Source organism: Proteus sp. PR00224 (assembly GCF_016238105.1).
Classification (GTDB): Bacteria; Pseudomonadota; Gammaproteobacteria; order Enterobacterales; family Enterobacteriaceae; genus Proteus.
In genome coordinates, this window is record NZ_JAEHQU010000001.1 from 40,314 (window position 1) to 56,829 (window position 16,516).

At 36.6% G+C, this 16,516-nt stretch carries 16 protein-coding genes; 5 read left to right on the forward strand and 11 right to left on the reverse strand.

Annotated features, from left to right (window positions below; all coding sequences use genetic code 11):
- Positions 1–388: 388 nt before the first annotated feature.
- On the forward strand, positions 389–1,741 hold the full coding sequence (locus JEP71_RS00225) for an OprD family outer membrane porin (protein WP_198619649.1): 1,353 nt from the start codon (positions 389–391) through the stop codon (positions 1,739–1,741).
- 430 nt (positions 1,742–2,171) lie between these two features.
- Positions 2,172–3,050 (forward strand): protease HtpX, encoded by an 879-nt coding sequence (gene htpX / locus JEP71_RS00230; protein WP_088495802.1) that lies wholly within the window; start codon positions 2,172–2,174, stop codon positions 3,048–3,050.
- Positions 3,051–3,137: 87 nt separating this feature from the next.
- Here htpX and JEP71_RS00235 read toward each other — a convergent pair whose 3' ends face one another.
- The 4 genes from JEP71_RS00235 to hxpB all read right to left on the reverse strand — a co-directional run bounded on the left by JEP71_RS00235 (position 3,138) and on the right by hxpB (position 7,316).
- On the reverse strand, positions 3,138–4,001 hold the full coding sequence (locus tag JEP71_RS00235; protein WP_311747382.1) for a hypothetical protein: 864 nt from the start codon (positions 3,999–4,001) through the stop codon (positions 3,138–3,140).
- A 135-nt stretch (positions 4,002–4,136) separates the two neighbouring features.
- Positions 4,137–5,528, reverse strand: a complete 1,392-nt coding sequence (locus JEP71_RS00240) for an L-cystine transporter (RefSeq protein WP_198619648.1) — start codon at positions 5,526–5,528, stop codon at positions 4,137–4,139.
- 243 nt (positions 5,529–5,771) lie between these two features.
- Positions 5,772–6,338, reverse strand: coding sequence for a metal-dependent hydrolase (locus tag JEP71_RS00245; RefSeq protein ID WP_198619647.1), 567 nt, complete (start codon positions 6,336–6,338; stop codon positions 5,772–5,774).
- Positions 6,339–6,647: 309 nt separating this feature from the next.
- On the reverse strand, positions 6,648–7,316 hold the full coding sequence (hxpB, locus tag JEP71_RS00250; protein ID WP_198625548.1) for a hexitol phosphatase HxpB: 669 nt from the start codon (positions 7,314–7,316) through the stop codon (positions 6,648–6,650).
- Positions 7,317–7,520: 204 nt separating this feature from the next.
- Between hxpB and JEP71_RS00255 the strand changes: the two genes are divergently transcribed.
- Positions 7,521–8,060 (forward strand): YniB family protein, encoded by a 540-nt coding sequence (locus JEP71_RS00255; RefSeq protein ID WP_109372526.1) that lies wholly within the window; start codon positions 7,521–7,523, stop codon positions 8,058–8,060.
- Between the two features lie 136 nt (positions 8,061–8,196).
- Here the strand turns inward: JEP71_RS00255 and JEP71_RS00260 are convergent, their stop codons facing one another.
- From JEP71_RS00260 to JEP71_RS00285, 6 genes are all read right to left on the reverse strand, one after another.
- Positions 8,197–9,069 carry a fructosamine kinase family protein gene (locus tag JEP71_RS00260; protein ID WP_109372525.1) on the reverse strand — a complete coding sequence of 291 codons (873 nt, stop codon included), beginning with the start codon at positions 9,067–9,069 and terminating at the stop codon, positions 8,197–8,199.
- A 154-nt stretch (positions 9,070–9,223) separates the two neighbouring features.
- On the reverse strand, positions 9,224–10,081 hold the full coding sequence (locus JEP71_RS00265) for a metal ABC transporter permease (protein WP_198625549.1): 858 nt from the start codon (positions 10,079–10,081) through the stop codon (positions 9,224–9,226).
- A complete protein-coding gene (locus tag JEP71_RS00270; RefSeq protein WP_198625550.1) occupies positions 10,078–10,989 on the reverse strand; it encodes a metal ABC transporter permease in 912 nt (303 codons plus the stop codon). The genes JEP71_RS00265 and JEP71_RS00270 overlap by 4 nt, the downstream gene beginning before the upstream one ends.
- A gap of 2 nt (positions 10,990–10,991) precedes the next feature.
- Positions 10,992–11,879, reverse strand: coding sequence for a manganese/iron ABC transporter ATP-binding protein (locus tag JEP71_RS00275; RefSeq protein WP_198625551.1), 888 nt, complete (start codon positions 11,877–11,879; stop codon positions 10,992–10,994).
- Positions 11,876–12,733: a metal ABC transporter substrate-binding protein gene (locus tag JEP71_RS00280; protein WP_232797469.1), complete on the reverse strand. Its 858-nt coding sequence runs from the start codon at positions 12,731–12,733 to the stop codon at positions 11,876–11,878. The genes JEP71_RS00275 and JEP71_RS00280 overlap by 4 nt, the downstream gene beginning before the upstream one ends.
- Before the next feature lie 329 nt (positions 12,734–13,062).
- Positions 13,063–13,281 (reverse strand): tyrosine-type recombinase/integrase, encoded by a 219-nt coding sequence (locus JEP71_RS00285; protein WP_311747406.1) that lies wholly within the window; start codon positions 13,279–13,281, stop codon positions 13,063–13,065.
- Here JEP71_RS00285 and JEP71_RS00290 point away from each other — a divergent pair.
- Positions 13,273–14,196, forward strand: coding sequence for a colicin-like pore-forming protein (locus JEP71_RS00290; RefSeq protein ID WP_332872261.1), 924 nt, complete (start codon positions 13,273–13,275; stop codon positions 14,194–14,196). The genes JEP71_RS00285 and JEP71_RS00290 overlap by 9 nt on opposite strands.
- Positions 14,197–14,222: 26 nt before the next feature.
- Here the strand turns inward: JEP71_RS00290 and JEP71_RS00295 are convergent, their stop codons facing one another.
- The gene (locus tag JEP71_RS00295) at positions 14,223–14,558 is read right to left on the reverse strand and encodes a colicin E1 immunity protein (RefSeq protein ID WP_232797439.1); all 336 of its coding nucleotides are present in this window, start codon (positions 14,556–14,558) and stop codon (positions 14,223–14,225) included.
- A 375-nt stretch (positions 14,559–14,933) separates the two neighbouring features.
- On the opposite strand from JEP71_RS00295, the gene JEP71_RS00300 reads away from it, so the two are divergent.
- The gene (locus tag JEP71_RS00300; RefSeq protein ID WP_232797440.1) at positions 14,934–16,514 is read left to right on the forward strand and encodes a colicin E3/pyocin S6 family cytotoxin; all 1,581 of its coding nucleotides are present in this window, start codon (positions 14,934–14,936) and stop codon (positions 16,512–16,514) included.
- Positions 16,515–16,516 lie beyond the last annotated feature (2 nt).

Below are 16,516 nucleotides of genomic sequence, written 5' to 3' on the forward strand. Positions count from 1 at the left end.
TATTGACGCGTTAGCTAAAATCTTACCTAAATGATGAGTTATCTTTATTCTATAAGTTCAAAAATATATTTTTAGAGCAACATATCATAACTAAAATAATATATTTTCAGAGTAAGGTTCTCTACGTAAGGGATAATGACTAAAGGCAAATAATCTATAATTTGCTTATAGGATTTTATTGCAAAAAAATAAGTGAATATAAATATGGTGAGATATCCATATTGGATTTTTTACGCCAAAAAATGACTCTATTGCTTGAAAATGGTGCAACTATAAATTTAATCAAAGGTTATTTTTTAGCTAAATAAAGAAATGGTGTTTTATTAAACTTGCTGAATATAAGTCAGTATAACTTAATTCAAATATTTATTAACCAGGTTGCATTTAAATGAAAGTAAAAAAAATAGTATTGTTTATGTTGTCTCCTTGCTTCTTAGCGGTAAGCGCTGCTAATGCTGCGAATTGGGAAGACTCAATTAAAGAAAGTGCGTTTATTTCAGATTCAGAACTTGAACTTTCTACAATCAATATGTGGAAATACTTGAAAACTGAAAACCGTTTTGATAAAGAAGAGCAACGCTACAGAAAGCAAGTTGCTAATGCTTGGGGGCAAAACTTCCAAGCTGATTTCAGATCAGGTTATTTAGGTGGCATTCTAGGATTTGATGTCTCTTATTATGGTGGTATCAAATTAGGTGCAAGTAAAGACTTCGCCTCTCGTGCAATTTTATATAATGATGATGGCGATGCAAAAGGCTATAACAAAATTGGTCAACGTTTTGCAAAAGTTAAATTCGATTTAGATCCTGTATTAATTAACGGTAAAGCAGGGTGGTTTACACTGAAAAATACCGGTATTTTTACAAACTCACAGCGTTTATCATTAAACAGCTACAATGGTTATGCAACTAATACAGCAATGGGCGACTGGAGCTTAGATTTACTATTCCTTGACGGAAAAGTAATGCGTCGTGATAGCCCAAATATCGACAGAATGTATTTCAGTGATGGTAATGGTGTTAGACATAATATCGATCATGTTCTTACGGGTGGCATTAACTACAACTCCAAACCGTTAAAAGTATTTTATTTCTATGGTCAAGCGGATGATGTATTCCGTCAACATGGTTTAGAAGCAAAATATAAATTAACCTCAGATGTTACTGTTGGCGGTGTTGTTTATTATCATGATTACGGCAGTGATGGTAAACGTACATTAAGTGATGCCAATAAGGGTAAACGTAACTTTGATAATGACGCATGGCACTTTGCAGGTACTATGGAATGGCGCATTCCTGAGTCACCATGGACATTACGTACAGGCGTGACGTATACCGATGCAGAAAAAGCTAATGGTGTTGGTCAATTTGCTCGTAACCCAATTGGTAATACCCGTGGACGCTTTAACTCACCAGCTTACGCCGATATCGACTATGTACGTGATGGTGAGGTTATGGGTGCATTGGAAGCTGAATACAGAGTTAGCAAAGAGCTGTCTATTGGCGCGCGTACCAACTATAGTGAATTCAGCTATTCTGGCGAAAGATTAAAACAAGGACAGTTTGGTTTATTTAGCTACTGGAAACCAACCGCGAATCTTTCTGTTTCTTTAAGCGGTGGTATTGGCTGGCACCACCAGCAAGAAAACGACTATACCACACCAAAACTTTATGATGGTCACTCACAACGAGCTCACTCATTGTCTGGCTCTATGACAACAACATATCGTTTTAAAATGTAATCTATAGCGTTAATTGAGTTTATTGCTCGTATCAGATGCACGACTTGCATACATTGTGAGTCGTGCATAAAAATACAGAGATAGCTGGTCTATCGATTATCGTAAAAGATGGCGTCTATATGCCAACTTGCGCTGTTTTTTTATGGTAAACCCATTGTTATGATATTAAACAATACAAGCCTTTCTTAAATAAATTCCTTCCGTTCGACAAAACAGAAAATTCATATCATCTATTATTAATCACACTTTATACTTAAGTTTTAAATGATGCCTAATATTAGGTGTTCACTGGCTATTTTTTTATCAAAATGTAAAGTTATATCGTTTTTAATATTAAATAAGTTAAAAGGCTTGATAAAATCTGAAAAAGCCTTATTTATAAGACAGCTTTAGCAATGTGATAATTAGATAAAATAGGAACAGTATCAATATGATGAGAATTGCTTTATTCCTGTTAACAAACTTAGCCGTTATGTTTGTTTTTGGGATCATCTTATCTTTAACAGGTATACAAGGTCGTAGTGTTCAAGGCTTGATGATCATGGCAGGCTTATTTGGCTTTGGTGGTGCATTCATTTCACTATTAATGTCAAAATGGATGGCATTACGTTCAGTGGGTGGTCAAGTTATTGAAAACCCAACTTCAGAAGTAGAGCGTTGGTTATTAGATACGGTAAGACGACAATCTGAACAAGTCGGTATTAAAATGCCACAAGTAGCAATTTATGACGCACCTGATATTAATGCGTTCGCGACAGGTGCTCGTCGTGATGCTTCGCTGGTGGCCGTGAGTACTGGTTTGTTAGCTAGTATGAGCCGTGATGAAGCAGAAGCGGTTATTGCCCACGAAATTAGCCATGTTGCTAATGGTGATATGATAACCATGACCTTGCTGCAAGGTGTTGTGAATACCTTCGTTATCTTTATTTCTCGTATCATCGCTCAATTTGTTGCTAACTTTATTTCTAATGATGAAGAGAGTGAAAATAGCAATGGAAACCCATGGGTCTATATGGGAGTTTCAATGGTTCTGGAAATTGTATTCGGTATTCTTGCCAGCATTATTACAATGTGGTTCTCTCGTTATCGTGAATTCCATGCGGATGCTGGTTCTGCAAAGCTTGTTGGCCGTGAGAAAATGATAGCTGCATTACAACGTTTGAAAACGAGTTACGAGCCGCAAGAAGAAAGTAGCATGATGGCTTTCTGTATTAATGGCCGTAATAAGTCATTCAGCGAGTTATTTTTATCTCACCCGCCATTAGATAAGCGTATTGAAGCACTGCGCAATGGTGAGTATCTGAAATAAGATTGAGAGTTTAATCGCCAACTCTCAAAAAATTAAAGCGCTCAATATGAAAGTATTGGGCGCTTTCTATTTGTGAAGAATAGGGCTTTAATCTAAATACTCGCCAAAGTATGTCACCATTTTTTCCTCATCAATTTTAAGACTGCCTTTCCAGCCCGCCCACGGCATTTCCATATCAGAGCGACCTTTTGTGTTATTAAGTTGATTTTCTGCAATGGTAATATCGCCGAAATTAGCCCAATGATCCAAAGATAATGGAATATAGGCATTGGGAATAACACCAACTAAGGCAAGTGAGTGCAAAATACCTCGTTTGGTATATTTATCACCAGAAATTAATTTAGCTTCATTTAACCGCTTTTCAAACTTACCCGGAGTTTCATCTTCAGGAGCTTGGCGTAATAAATGGAGTAATTGCTTAAAGATCTCTTTATCTGCGAGTGTTGGACTGACTGGAGCGACGGTCAGTAGATGTTTTAAATTCAAGTAAGCATAGGAAGGATTGCCCGTATAAGAATTACCGTAATAGAGGCAATATTGAAAATAGCTGTCATTAATATGTTTTTGCTGATCCCCATCACTACAAACCCAACAGCAGGCATATTGAGGTTTTTCTTCATAATTATGTAATGGCAGATTTTGTAATTTATGAAAAGCCCCTAGAACAGAACGACCTCTAAGATAACTGCCTCCAACACCCGCAACAAAAGCATCTAAGCAACGCTTTTGGGTGAGTAATGGATCATTCTTTAAGCTATTTAATTTCGAAATAACATCAGTGTGATCAGCAAATTTTTCTATGATATTAGGTTGCCAATTGGCCTCAGATAACAAGGTTTGTTCTTTGTCTGAAAGAACATCAAGGGGATACAGTGAAACTTGGCGTTCTGGTTCATATTGGCTATTTTCATATTTATAGAGTTTACGTAAAACTCGCATAATTTTTTGCACGATTTTACCTTGTTATATTTATAGGTTTTTTATTGATATTGGTGAATTGCATAGATAGAAGATAGGTAACTTAATATAGATACAAAAAAAAGCCAGTTCAAATGAACTGGCTTTATCAATAGAGGTAGATAACGTTTATTTTACGGTAAGTTCAGTTTCTTCATCTTGGTTGAAGACTGCTTTGTCCGTTTGTCCCATAATTTGACTGGTGATTGTACCCGCTGTCATTGAGCCACTAACGTTTAATGCTGTACGTCCCATATCAATTAACGGCTCTACTGAGATTAACAGAGCAACTAATGTCACTGGTAAGCCCATTGCAGGTAAAACGATAAGGGCTGCAAATGTTGCACCACCACCCACGCCAGCAACACCAGCAGAGCTAACAGTCACGATAGCCACTAAAGTTGCGATCCACATTGGATCTAATGGGTTAATTCCCACGGTAGGCGCAACCATGACAGCTAACATCGCAGGGTAAATACCCGCACAACCATTTTGACCAATGGTTGTACCAAAAGACGATGAGAAGCTTGCGATAGATTCAGGTACACCAACACGTTTAATTTGAGTTTCAATATTTAACGGAATACTTGCAGCACTTGAGCGGCTTGTAAATGCAAATGCTAATAAAGGTCCCGCTTTTTTGAAGAATTTAATAGGATTTAAACCCGTGAAGCTGACCAGTAATCCATGAACAACAAACATTAAGCCAATAGCAACATAAGAGGCAACAACAAAGCTTCCTAATTGAATGATATCGTGCATATTTGAGCTTGCAACAACCTTAGTCATCAGAGCCATTACACCATAAGGTGTTAGCATCATAACAATGCGAACCAGCTTCATGATCCATGATTGTAGGCAATCAATCGCGGCTAAAACTTTCTCACCACGAGGCTGGTCTTCTTTGAGTAATTTCAATGCAGCCATGCCTAAGAAAGTTGCAAAGATAACAACGCTAATAATCGATGTTGAGCTTGCACCTGTTAAATCAGCAAATGGATTTTTAGGAATAAATGACAAAATAAGCTGTGGCATCGTTAAGTCAGAAACTTTGCCCATGTAATTTTGTTCAAGCGCAATTAAGCGCTGTGATTCTTGTTCACCTTGTACTAAGCCTTCTGCTGTTAAGCCAAATAGGTTAGCAATAACAATACCGATTAAGGCAGAAATAGCGGTGGTAAATAACAGTGTACCAATAGTTAGGCCACTGATTTTTCCTAGTGATGATGCTTGATGCAAACGAGCTACAGCACTAAGAATAGAGGCAAATACTAATGGCATAATGATCATTTGTAACAGCTGTACATAGCCATTGCCCACGATATTAAACCAAAGAATAGATTCTTTAATAATAGGATCGTGTGAGTCATAAAATGCGTGTAGTGCTAGTCCAAAAGCGACACCAAAAACTAAACCAACAAGAACTTTCTTTGAAAGGCTCCACTGACGTTGACTTAATTTAGCCAAGATGAGTAATAGCACAACAAAGACGAGTACGTTAATGATTAACGGAAAATTCATCTTAACTCTCCAACGAGATCTTTATTTATATAATTTCAACGATTGGATGCGATATGAGTTCTTAGGTAATAAGAAAGGATATAACAGCATCAATTCGTTATATGGTAACAGGATTGTTAATAACTTTTTATAATTAATTATTATTTTATATAATCGTTTGGTTATAAAAACAAGGAAAGTAGGCATAAAAAGATGTAAGAATTTATAAATAAATAGAAAAATGTAGGGTTTTGTCAGGGGGTGTTAAAAATTAGTGCGCTTATCGTGGTACATCTGTAACCAGTTGTTGACTTGCGAAGGCAGTGTAACAGTAAGGTGTGGAGGTAAAAAAAGTGCGCCAACAAGGATCAAAACAGAGATAAATCTCTCGCCTTTTTTATTATTCTTTTTACCTAAAATAGGTAATGCAAAACGTATTTTCAAAGGCCACAAGAAAGGAACGCCAGCGGGAGTTAACATATCTGCAATGAGATGACTAAGATAACCCAATAAAAGGGCATGGAAGATATCGGCAGAAATATCCCAACGTGGTGAAACTTGGGTTTCCCACAAAATAGCTAAACCACAAAACGCAAGTAAACTATGCGTAAAACCTCGATGACCACAGAGCTTTGATAGCGGCAGAGAAATAATACGGAATAATCGTCCGAGAATAGAGCCAGGGTGATCTAAATCAGGTAGAAGTGAGCCTAATAAGACAGCAGGGATCATGTGAAACCAATCACCATCAGCAAGAGCTGGCGTTATTTCAAGCTTCTGTGCTAACACAAGTGTTGCCACAGAAAAAAGTAGATGTCCTTCTGCTGTCATTCCATATCTGTTCGTTTGCTGTTCATTTATACAGTAATGAAGTATAAAAGGTTTTGACGATAACTAACAGACAAAAAAGATAAAAATTGTCTTAAATATTAAGGAATAACGGGGATATTTTATTTGATTGATTTAAAAATGATCGAATTTAGGATAAGAAACTAAAAAGTGAGATAACAGCGAATGGCAGTAAGCAAAATATATAAAAGGAATACTTAAAAGTAGAAAATGGTTCGCGAGGCGATAAACATTAAAAATAGAACAAAAAGGATATCTGACAAGGCAAGATATCCTTTTTATTTATGGAAATTAGCCTAATAAATGCAGTTGTGTTAGCTCATTGAGTGATGCAATTTTTACATCAGCTAAGCCCCATTGTTTATCATTAAATTGTTCTGTTGCTGGTACAACGATAGAGCGCATTCTTGCGCCTTTACAAGCAATCATACCATTGCGAGAATCTTCTAATGAGACACAGTGGATAGGATCAAGATTAAGTGCTTTAGCTGCGTTTAGATAAACCTCAGGGTGTGGTTTGCTGTGTGGTAATTCATCAGCAGACACGACGGCTGAGAAGTAATGACGAATATTAAACAACTCAAGTACACGCTCAAGCATAAAATCAGGAGATGCTGAAGCAAGTGCAATTTTTAACCCCGATGATTTGCAAAGCTCTAAGGCATATTCAACACCCGGTAATAGTGGCTTTGTTTCTTCAACCAATTTGACAACACGAGAAACCATTTTTTGTTTTGCTTCTTGTTTTGAAACGTCTTGCCAAGGTGATGCTCTATACCATAAATCAATGACTTCATTTATTCTTAACCCAACCATATCGGGCATTGCCGATGCAAGGGATAAATCGACGCCTAATTCAGCAAAGACCTCATGTTCTGCTTGCTGCCAAAATGGTTCAGAGTCGATTAATAAACCATCCATATCAAATATTGCAGCTTCAATAGGGAATTTAAAAGACATGTTACTCTCCATAAATAAGGTCTATGTTGTCGAGTGGCGATTGTAGCAAGAGTTACAAGGAAAATCTTTTTAATCAGTTTCTTATTTATTTTGTAAAATAAATAGAGAGAATAGCTACTATTAATTTATTGTCGTATTAGCCGTTAATTAGACTACGATAAACAAAACAGATAAATATTGACGAATTCTACTAGTGAGGATGTGATGAGTTATCAATATGCAGGATTGTATGCCATTTTAAAGCGTGTACTTGGCTGGCTTATTTTTATTCCTGCCTTTATTTCGACAGCCGTATCATTGACAGGGTTGGCTGCAATACAACGCCCAAGTGGTGATGGTGTAAATGCCGTAATTAATGACTTTTTTCGTGTATTAGCGGAAATGGTGCAATTTAACACACCTTTTTTAGGTTTTTTCTGGAGAAATTCACCTATCCCTAATACTCAAATGGGATTTAGCCAAGAAAATATCACTTTTTTTGTCATTTTTCTTTTTATGTTTATTGGTTTAGCATTCAGCGCATCAGGATTACGAATTTATCGCCAAGTGAAATATTTGAAAGAAAATATACAAGATCAGCTTATTATCGAACGTGCAATGAAAAGTGGTGTGACGGCTGAGGAGTTGCAACAAAATATCAAATTACCGCGACATACTATCTTTACTCAAATTATGGTGCTTTATCTGTCACCTTTAGTTGTTATTGCAATAGGTTATTTCTTGATGAAATTTTTAGGATGGTAATACTGCTTTAAAGTGAACGAGGACGGTTCATTGATATTAACTGAAGGGAAAAATAAACCTCGCACAACTGAATCTGGCGAGGTTATATTTTTTAGTTTACGTATCTTAATCTCAGAGCTATTTCTTTCTTTTCCTATTAAGGTGTTGCTAATAGGTCATCAATTATTTTTCTGACTTCTAAATAATTTTCTTCGCCCCCAAATAAATTACAACGGTTGAGGAAGAAATAGAGTTGGTAAATAGGCTGACGTGATAAAAACTTATCTGATAATGGCCAAACGCTTTGATAACCATCGAAAATATTCGCAGGCACTGCTGTGCAAAGTGGTAACATCGCGATATCACACTCTCGATCACCCCAATAACAAGCAGGATCGAATACTGTACCTTCTGATTGACCAATCGCAGCACAGTTTTTAGGCCATAAGTTGCCGTGAAGCAGAGAGGGTTGTGGATTATGATCAGCAAGGCGATGATTGATGATTTGAATTATCTCGTCGATATCCCCAAAAATCATGCCTTTCTCGGAAGCTAGTTGTAGCTGAAAACCAATACGTTTTTCAGAATAAAAGTGATTCCAGCGTTTTTCCCAGCTATTGAGTTGAGGTGTTGTATCGATTTGGGTGTCGAAATCAAAGCCATAGCTAGGTTGATCTTCCCACTGATGTAGTCTTGCTAGTTGTTGTCCAAAACAGTAGGCGCTATGAGGTGTAAATGGTTGAACAGGCAAAAATTCAAGGAGTAGAAAACTGGCATCTTTACTATTACCGATACCAAGAACCCGAGGTGTTCGAATGGTTTGACTTTTTGCCAACATTTCGAGTTGTTCTGCTTCATTTTTAAAATTAGGCAGAAATTCACGCAAATTAGATTTCACAAAAACTGGCGTTTCACCATAATAAATTTTCCATGTATGATGAATATCGCCACTAGAAAGGTGGATTTTTTCGTTTATCTTTGCTGAAAATCCTAAGTTTGATTCCAGTAAACGACCTATATTCTGCCACATACTTACACCTCGCAAAGTTGTTTACTTAGTAGACCCAAATAAAATAATAACGAGCGATGTTTATACTATGACAATAACACTTTAATTAAACCAATAAAGTATAAAGCTAAAAAACGGGATGATTATCCCGTTTTTGCGAAGATAAAGAATATTATCAGGCGTTAGCGGGTTTTATTTGTCGCTTTATTTTTGCCAATTTTATCTGATTACAGAGTAACGCAATAATAAAGAATACAGCTTGCGTTAGCACAATACATGGGCCTGTTGCTCCATCAATATGGAAACTAATAAATGTTCCTATAACGCTAGATGCGACAGAAAATACAATTGCTAACATAATCATGCGTGAAAAACTGCGTGTTAATAAATACGCGGTGATCCCTGGTGAAATAAGCATGGCGACCACTAAAATAATCCCAACAGCCTGCATTGAAGCAACAATAGTTAATGCCAAAATAGACAACAATCCATAGTGCAATAATGTGACAGGTAAACCAATAATCCTTGCTTGGTTAGGATCAAAGCAATAAAGCATAAAATCTTTTTGCTTAACAAGCATAATAGTGATGGTGATTACACAGATAATACTAATTTGAGTTAATACATCAGGTGTAATGCCTAAAATATTACCAAATAAAATATGCATTAAATGTTGGTCTGTATCGACACTGGCAAAAATGACCAAACCCACTGCAAACATACCTGAGAACACAATTCCCATCACAGTATCTTCTTTAATGCGACTGTGATCTTTTAAATAACCCGTGGCAAAAGAGCAAAATAGACCTGAAAGAAAGGCGCCTACTGTTAACGGGATTGCGGTGACATAAGCAAGAACAACTCCGGGTAAAACAGCGTGAGAGATTGCATCTCCCATCAAAGACCAGCCTTTTAATACCATATAGCAAGATAAAATAGCACAGGCGATACCTATGATAATGGCTGCAATAATAGCGCGTTGCATAAACGGGTATTGAAAAGGCTCAATGAAAAACGCCAACAACTCATTCATAGTTTCACCTCTTCTGGTTTTGTTGATCCTTTATGCTGATGAGATTGTGTAATCAACTGTTGTGAACTCTGACGAGCACGACGGCGAGTGGCTAACATACCGTGTTTAGGAGCAAATAAGAAAGCCAACAAAAAGAGTGATGTTTGCATTGTGACAATCACACCACCTGTTGCACCATTAAAGAAGTAGCTAAGATAAGCACCTACTGCACTTGTGATTGTGCCGATACAGATAGCAATAATGGCAAGTCGTTTGAATTGGTCTGTGAGTAAATAAGCCGTTGCACCAGGAGTCACTACCATAGCAATGACAAGAATGGCGCCAACAGTTTGAAGAGCCGCAACAGTACATGCGCTCAAAAGAGTAAAAAAGATAATTTTTAATTTTAGTGGTGATAAACCGATTGATTTTGCATGAACTTCATCAAAAAAAACCACCAGCAAGTCTTTCCAAATACAAAATAAAACTAAGAAAGAGACACCTGTAATAATCACAACTTGCCATACATCTTCATCAGCAATACCTAAAATATTTCCGAGGATAATGGTCTGAACGTTGACGGCTGTCGGTTTAAGCGAAACCAGCAACAGACCAAAGGCAAAAAAAGTGGAGAAAATAAAACCAATAACGGCATCTTCACGAAGGCGTGTGATATGACGAATAAATGTCATTGATAATGCGGCAAGCAAACCCGTAAAAAAAGCACCAACTGCATAAGGCAAACCTAATATATAAGCCCCTGCAACACCGGGAACAACTGAGTGGGAAAGGGCATCCCCCATTAACGACCAACCTTTCAAAATAAGATAGGATGAAAGAAAAGCGCAGACAGCACCGACTAAGGCACTCACCCAAATCGCTTTCACCATATAGTTATATTCAAAAGGCTGTAGGAGTAAATCTAGCATGGCTAATCTCCTTGTTTGCGCTGGCTTTGGTGCGCTGGAGTGTGTTCTTCTTGATGACCATAAAAGACCGCAGCACGTTCATCATCGGTAATGACAGTGAGTGAACGAGGATCGTCATCATCATGAAGATCAGAACCCGATAGGCTAATGTGACGTAACACACCACCAAATGCGTGCTCTAAGTTTTTCTGTGTAAATGTCGTTTCAGTTGGACCACTGTCTAACACTGTTCTATTGATTAAAATAACGTGGTCACAAAATTCAGGTACACTTCCCAAGTTATGAGTTGAAACTAAAACTAAGTGGCCTTCTTCGCGCAAATTGCGTAGCAGCTCGATAATGGCATTTTCTGTTTTAACATCGACACCAGTAAAAGGTTCATCGAGTAATAAAACAGTACCTTCTTGAGCCATTGCTCGAGCTAAGAAAACACGTTTTTTTTGACCGCCAGAAAGTTCACCAATTTGGCGATGCCCTAAGCCTGACAAGCCAACGCGCTCTAATGATGCTTCAACAACTTTATGGTCACGTTTTGAAGGAATACGAAAAAATCCCATTTTTCCATAACGTCCCATCATTACAACATCAGAAACGAGGGCGGGAAAATTCCAGTCAACTTCTTCTGTTTGTGGAACATAGGCGATCATATTTTGTTTTAACGCCTGCTGGATTGGGCTACCGTTTAACGTCACTTTTCCTTTAGAGGGCTTTACCAGCCCCATAATGGTTTTAAATAGTGTGGATTTACCACTGCCATTGATACCCACTAGGGCACAAATAGTGCCACCAGTGATAGAGAAACTTGCATCGAAAATAGCCGTATGACCGTTGTTGTAAGTCACTGTGGCATTATCAACAGTCAACGTAGGATTAGCTTTTATATTGCTCATTGCCCAAATCCTTTCGCAATTGTATCTACTGTAATAGTAATCAAATCAATATAAGTAGGAACTTCGCCACCTTCAGCGGAAAGTGAGTCAACATAAAGAACACCACCGTATTTTGCGCCAGTTTCTTTACTTACTTGTTTAGCTGGCTTATCTGAAATTGTACTTTCACTAAAGACAACAGGGATCTTGTGTTCTCTAACGGTATCAATCACATATTTAACCTGTTGTGGTGTGCCTTGTTCTTCTGCATTGATGGGCCATAAATAAACTTCTTTAAAGCCATAGTCATTAGTTAAATAGCTGAATGCACCTTCACTGGTCACTAACCAACGCGCTTCTTGTGGAATACGGGATAGTCTTTCTCTTAATGGTGCGTCAAGCTGTTTAATTTTTTCTGCGTAGCGTGCCGCATTTTGATTATAAATAGCCGCATTATCGGGATCGTGTTCAACAAGTGCCTTGCGAATATTTTCAATATAAATTAATGCATTATTCGGTGACATCCACGCATGTGGGTTAGGATTGTTTTTGTAAGCACCTTCACTAATTGCCATTGGTGTGATGCCTTCAGTGACAACAACAGCAGGTACGTTACGTAACTCATTAAAAAAGCGTTCAAACCAACGTTCAAGGTTTAAGCCATTCCATAAGATAAGATCAGCCTTTTGAGCTTTTACAATATCTTTAGGAGTAGGTTGGTAATCGTGAATTTCAGCACCAGGTTTTGTGATTGATTCGACAATAGCTGCATCTCCAGCTACATTTTGAGCGATATCTTGAATGATAGTAAATGTGGTGACGACTTTTAGTTTATCTTTTGCTTGTGTAGGTGCTGTTAAAAATACGGATGCCATAAGGCATAAAGCCGTAAGTGAAAGTTTGTTTACAGAGCGAAATATATCCATATTATTATTGCCTTATAGTTGCAGAGTTATTTTCTCAATTGATAATGATTATCAATACCATCTCAAAAAAGTCAAGTTATCTCTGTGTAAAAAGCTTCATTTGATAACGACCAGAAATAAGATAACAACATGTATTCCAATAAATGTTAAGTAGATTGTCGAGTTTTGTCACAAAAATTAACAATAGTTCGTAACTATTTGTGTAAAAGGTTATTTAAATATTCATCACTGTATATCAATAAGTTACTTTTACACACTCACAAAAGCTCACTATTAGCTCACAATTCAGTATAGCCAGTACCTCTATCATCTAAATATCTATCAGTCATTTGCATGGATTTATGGCCTAATATTTTTTTAGCGAACTCAGCGCTTTTTTCTTCTTCATAAAGTCTTGCAGATAAGCTTCTTATTTCATGAAAAGTAGGTTTGTTTTCTCTCTCTGGTAAAGCTGACGAAAATCGATTACGTAAAGAAGCTTTGCTTACATCACAGATAGTGTTTTAGTGACTAAAAAAGTCCCTGTATATGAAGTTAATGACGCTGCTAATAGTTATCATGTAGATATTAAGAATATGGGGATTGAATATTTGCTTAGACCCACTAGCTCCTCTAGCGGCCCTGGTTTACAAGGAAATGTTATTCAAAATTACTCAAATGAAAATAAAAAATTCTCATATCCAGAAAAAGTAGAATTACCTAATAAGGTAGAAAACAAAAGAATAGAAGCACCATATCCACACCAATTTAATGACGCAATTATTGTGTTTCCTAGAAATTCAAACTTATCGCCTTTATATGCTTATTCGGGCTTCCCTGCAATTGAACTTAAGGATAAAGATCCGCGTCCTCAGAAGGAAAAAGAGTTTAATAATATTAAAAATTGGGTGAAATCTACAATTTCATTTTACGAGAAAGTGATACAGGAATTTGGTAAAAAAGCAGCACAATTATCTAGAGAGTTAGCAGAGCAATCTAAAGGGAAAACAATCAGAAGTGTAGAAGATGCTTTACGTACATATGAAAAATATGGGCAAAATATTAATAATAAAATTAATGCCAAAGATCGAGCTGCTATTATAAAAGCATTAGAATCTATTGATGCAAAACAGTTAGCTTCAAACTTAGGTAAATTTAGTAAAGGGCTTGGATATACCAATCACGCGATTAATGCCGTGGAATTACTTGTTGAATTTAAAAAAGCGGTTAAAACGGGAAATTGGCGTCCATTTTTTGTTAAAGCCACTGCAATTACTGCTGGTATGGCAGCAGTGGCATTGACAGCCTTTGCCTTTAGTTTAATTATTGGTGGACCTGTTGGAATTTTAGGGTATGCCCTCATCATTGCAACAGTTGGTGCCTTGATTGACGACGCTTTGGTTGAAAAAGTCAGCAGTGCGATAGGTATTTAATATGTAGGCTAATAGGATAATCGATTTTAATCGGTTATCCTATTTTTTGTGAAATATAGAGCTAGATATATGATGCTAAATGGAATTGAAAATATAAAACAAAATAAGTGGTATAGAGCTACTCCACCATGTTTAGCTGGTGTATTTATAAATAATCCAGTATTCCAGAATTTTTTTGTTGTATATTTTAATGCGAATTTTTCGATAAGCATTTTGGAGAAAGGAAAAAAAATTGCACTAGGTATGCTTAAAGTTAGCATTAATAAACCTTCAATAGTGTGATCGTTATAATTAAGATAAACCATCACCAACATCATAAAATAGCCCCAGAACATATTATTAATATAATATTTTTTAGTCATATCCAGCTCCTAATGAAAAATTATCTCTACACCATTTTAATGGTAATGCTTCTTATTTTTAATAATTTGGCTGTTTTTATTTTAGTCAATTTACCTTTTTATGATGAGCGATTTTAATTTTAGTGCTACTTATTGTGAGTGAGATAGAAGAAGCACAGAAAGAGGAAGAAGAACTCAGACAAAAAGGAAAGGAAGAAAATCATGATACCAATAAGACACCAGAAATTGATAACTGATTAAATCTACTTAGCTTAAGGATGAGTTAGTTTTTAATGATGATTATTCCGAACATAACCGAAATAAGATTATTGCCTCATAATTTATACTGTATTTAAATACAGGTGTTATGTGTTTCTAATATAAAAAGGAGTTTATATGAGTGACTATGATGATAATGATATTCGTATTGAAATCACTGATGGTATTAGTAGTTCAAATGATAATTCTGAATATACTGATAATGACCGTGATGATAGAGAAGATAATGAAACTGGAAATCACGAGAAAGAGAGCGGAGGTTATAGCGAATATTATGACGATAATATAAATTTAAGTGAGAGCCCTGAAGCCGCCTCAGTTATTCCCGTAGGTAGTACCGTATTTCTATTCCCACTAAAAAATGGGGTACTTAATTTTACTATTGCTAGTGGTAATTTAAGTGCAACTCAAACAGCTATTACAACGGCGTTTAATTTTGCTAAAAATAATGTCGCACAATTAGTGAGTAAGGCATCATTATTAAATCGTTTTACGCCATGGGGAATTGCAATTGAAGGTTTAATGCCAAATAACAATATAATGTCTACGAAGGAGGAAATGGCATTATTAAATAAGCATGGTTTTTTACATATTTATGATGAAAAGAAGGCCTATCAGGTATCGACATTACCTGCATCAGTGATTGCTACTGAAATAGGGAGATTTATCAAAGAAAAGCAAGTTGTGGTTGATACCTATATTACTTCTGCTTTTGATGAAATTAAACAAAAACAGAAAACAGTTATTTCTGTTAACGGAGCACTCTCAGTACCCATTGTTCAAGCTAAACCAACAGGAATGCAAGGTATTTATACAGCAGAAATTATTCCTAATATGAAGCCTGTAAAAATTAAGCTTGAACAAGAAAAAGAATGGAAGAAGCAACGAACTGTAGTGAATACTCAGCCTCCAGTATCACAGTATCTTCCTTCTATTGAGCTAAAAAATTATCATGCTATTGTTGATTTTGGTAATGATAATGAACCTCTATATGTTTCAATTAGTGAGCAACTTTCTCAAGAAGATGAAAAAAAACTGATAGAGCAAGCGAAAAAAGATTGGATTGCGCTTTATCCTCTTGAAGCGGCAAAACAAGCTTTAAATGAAGCTATTATTGAGTTAGACGTTGCGAAGAAGAAAGAGGATACATTAAAGGTAAATGTTGCCTCATTACAAAAAACATATGAAGCTAAAAAAGCGGAATATGATGAGTGGTTAAAAAAATATTCTTCATTACCTGCCAATGCAATCAAATTAGTTTATAACGCGAAGGTTAAAGAGCCTGAAATAGCGCTAAATGAAGCGAGAAAAGCGCTAGCGATAGCAGTTGAGAGTCGCAAAAAAGCTGAGAGCAAGAAAAAAGCAGCTGAAGATAAGGTCAATGAGGCTAAGGATAAAAAACGCCAAGGTGTTAGAGAAAAAGGTCATGATTATCACCCAGCACCGAAGACTGAAGAAATTAAAGGGTTGGGTGAGCTAAAAGAAGGAAAGTGGAAAACGCCTAAACAAGGCGGAGGTGGTAAACGTGCGCGCTGGTTCGGAGACAAAGGCCGTAAAATCTACGAGTGGGACTCTCAGCATGGTGAACTGGAGGGGTATCGAGCCAGTGACGGACAGCATATCGGCGCCTTTGATCCGAAAACCGGTAATCAGATAAAACCGGCTGATCCAAAACGTAATATCAAAAAATATTTGTAAGG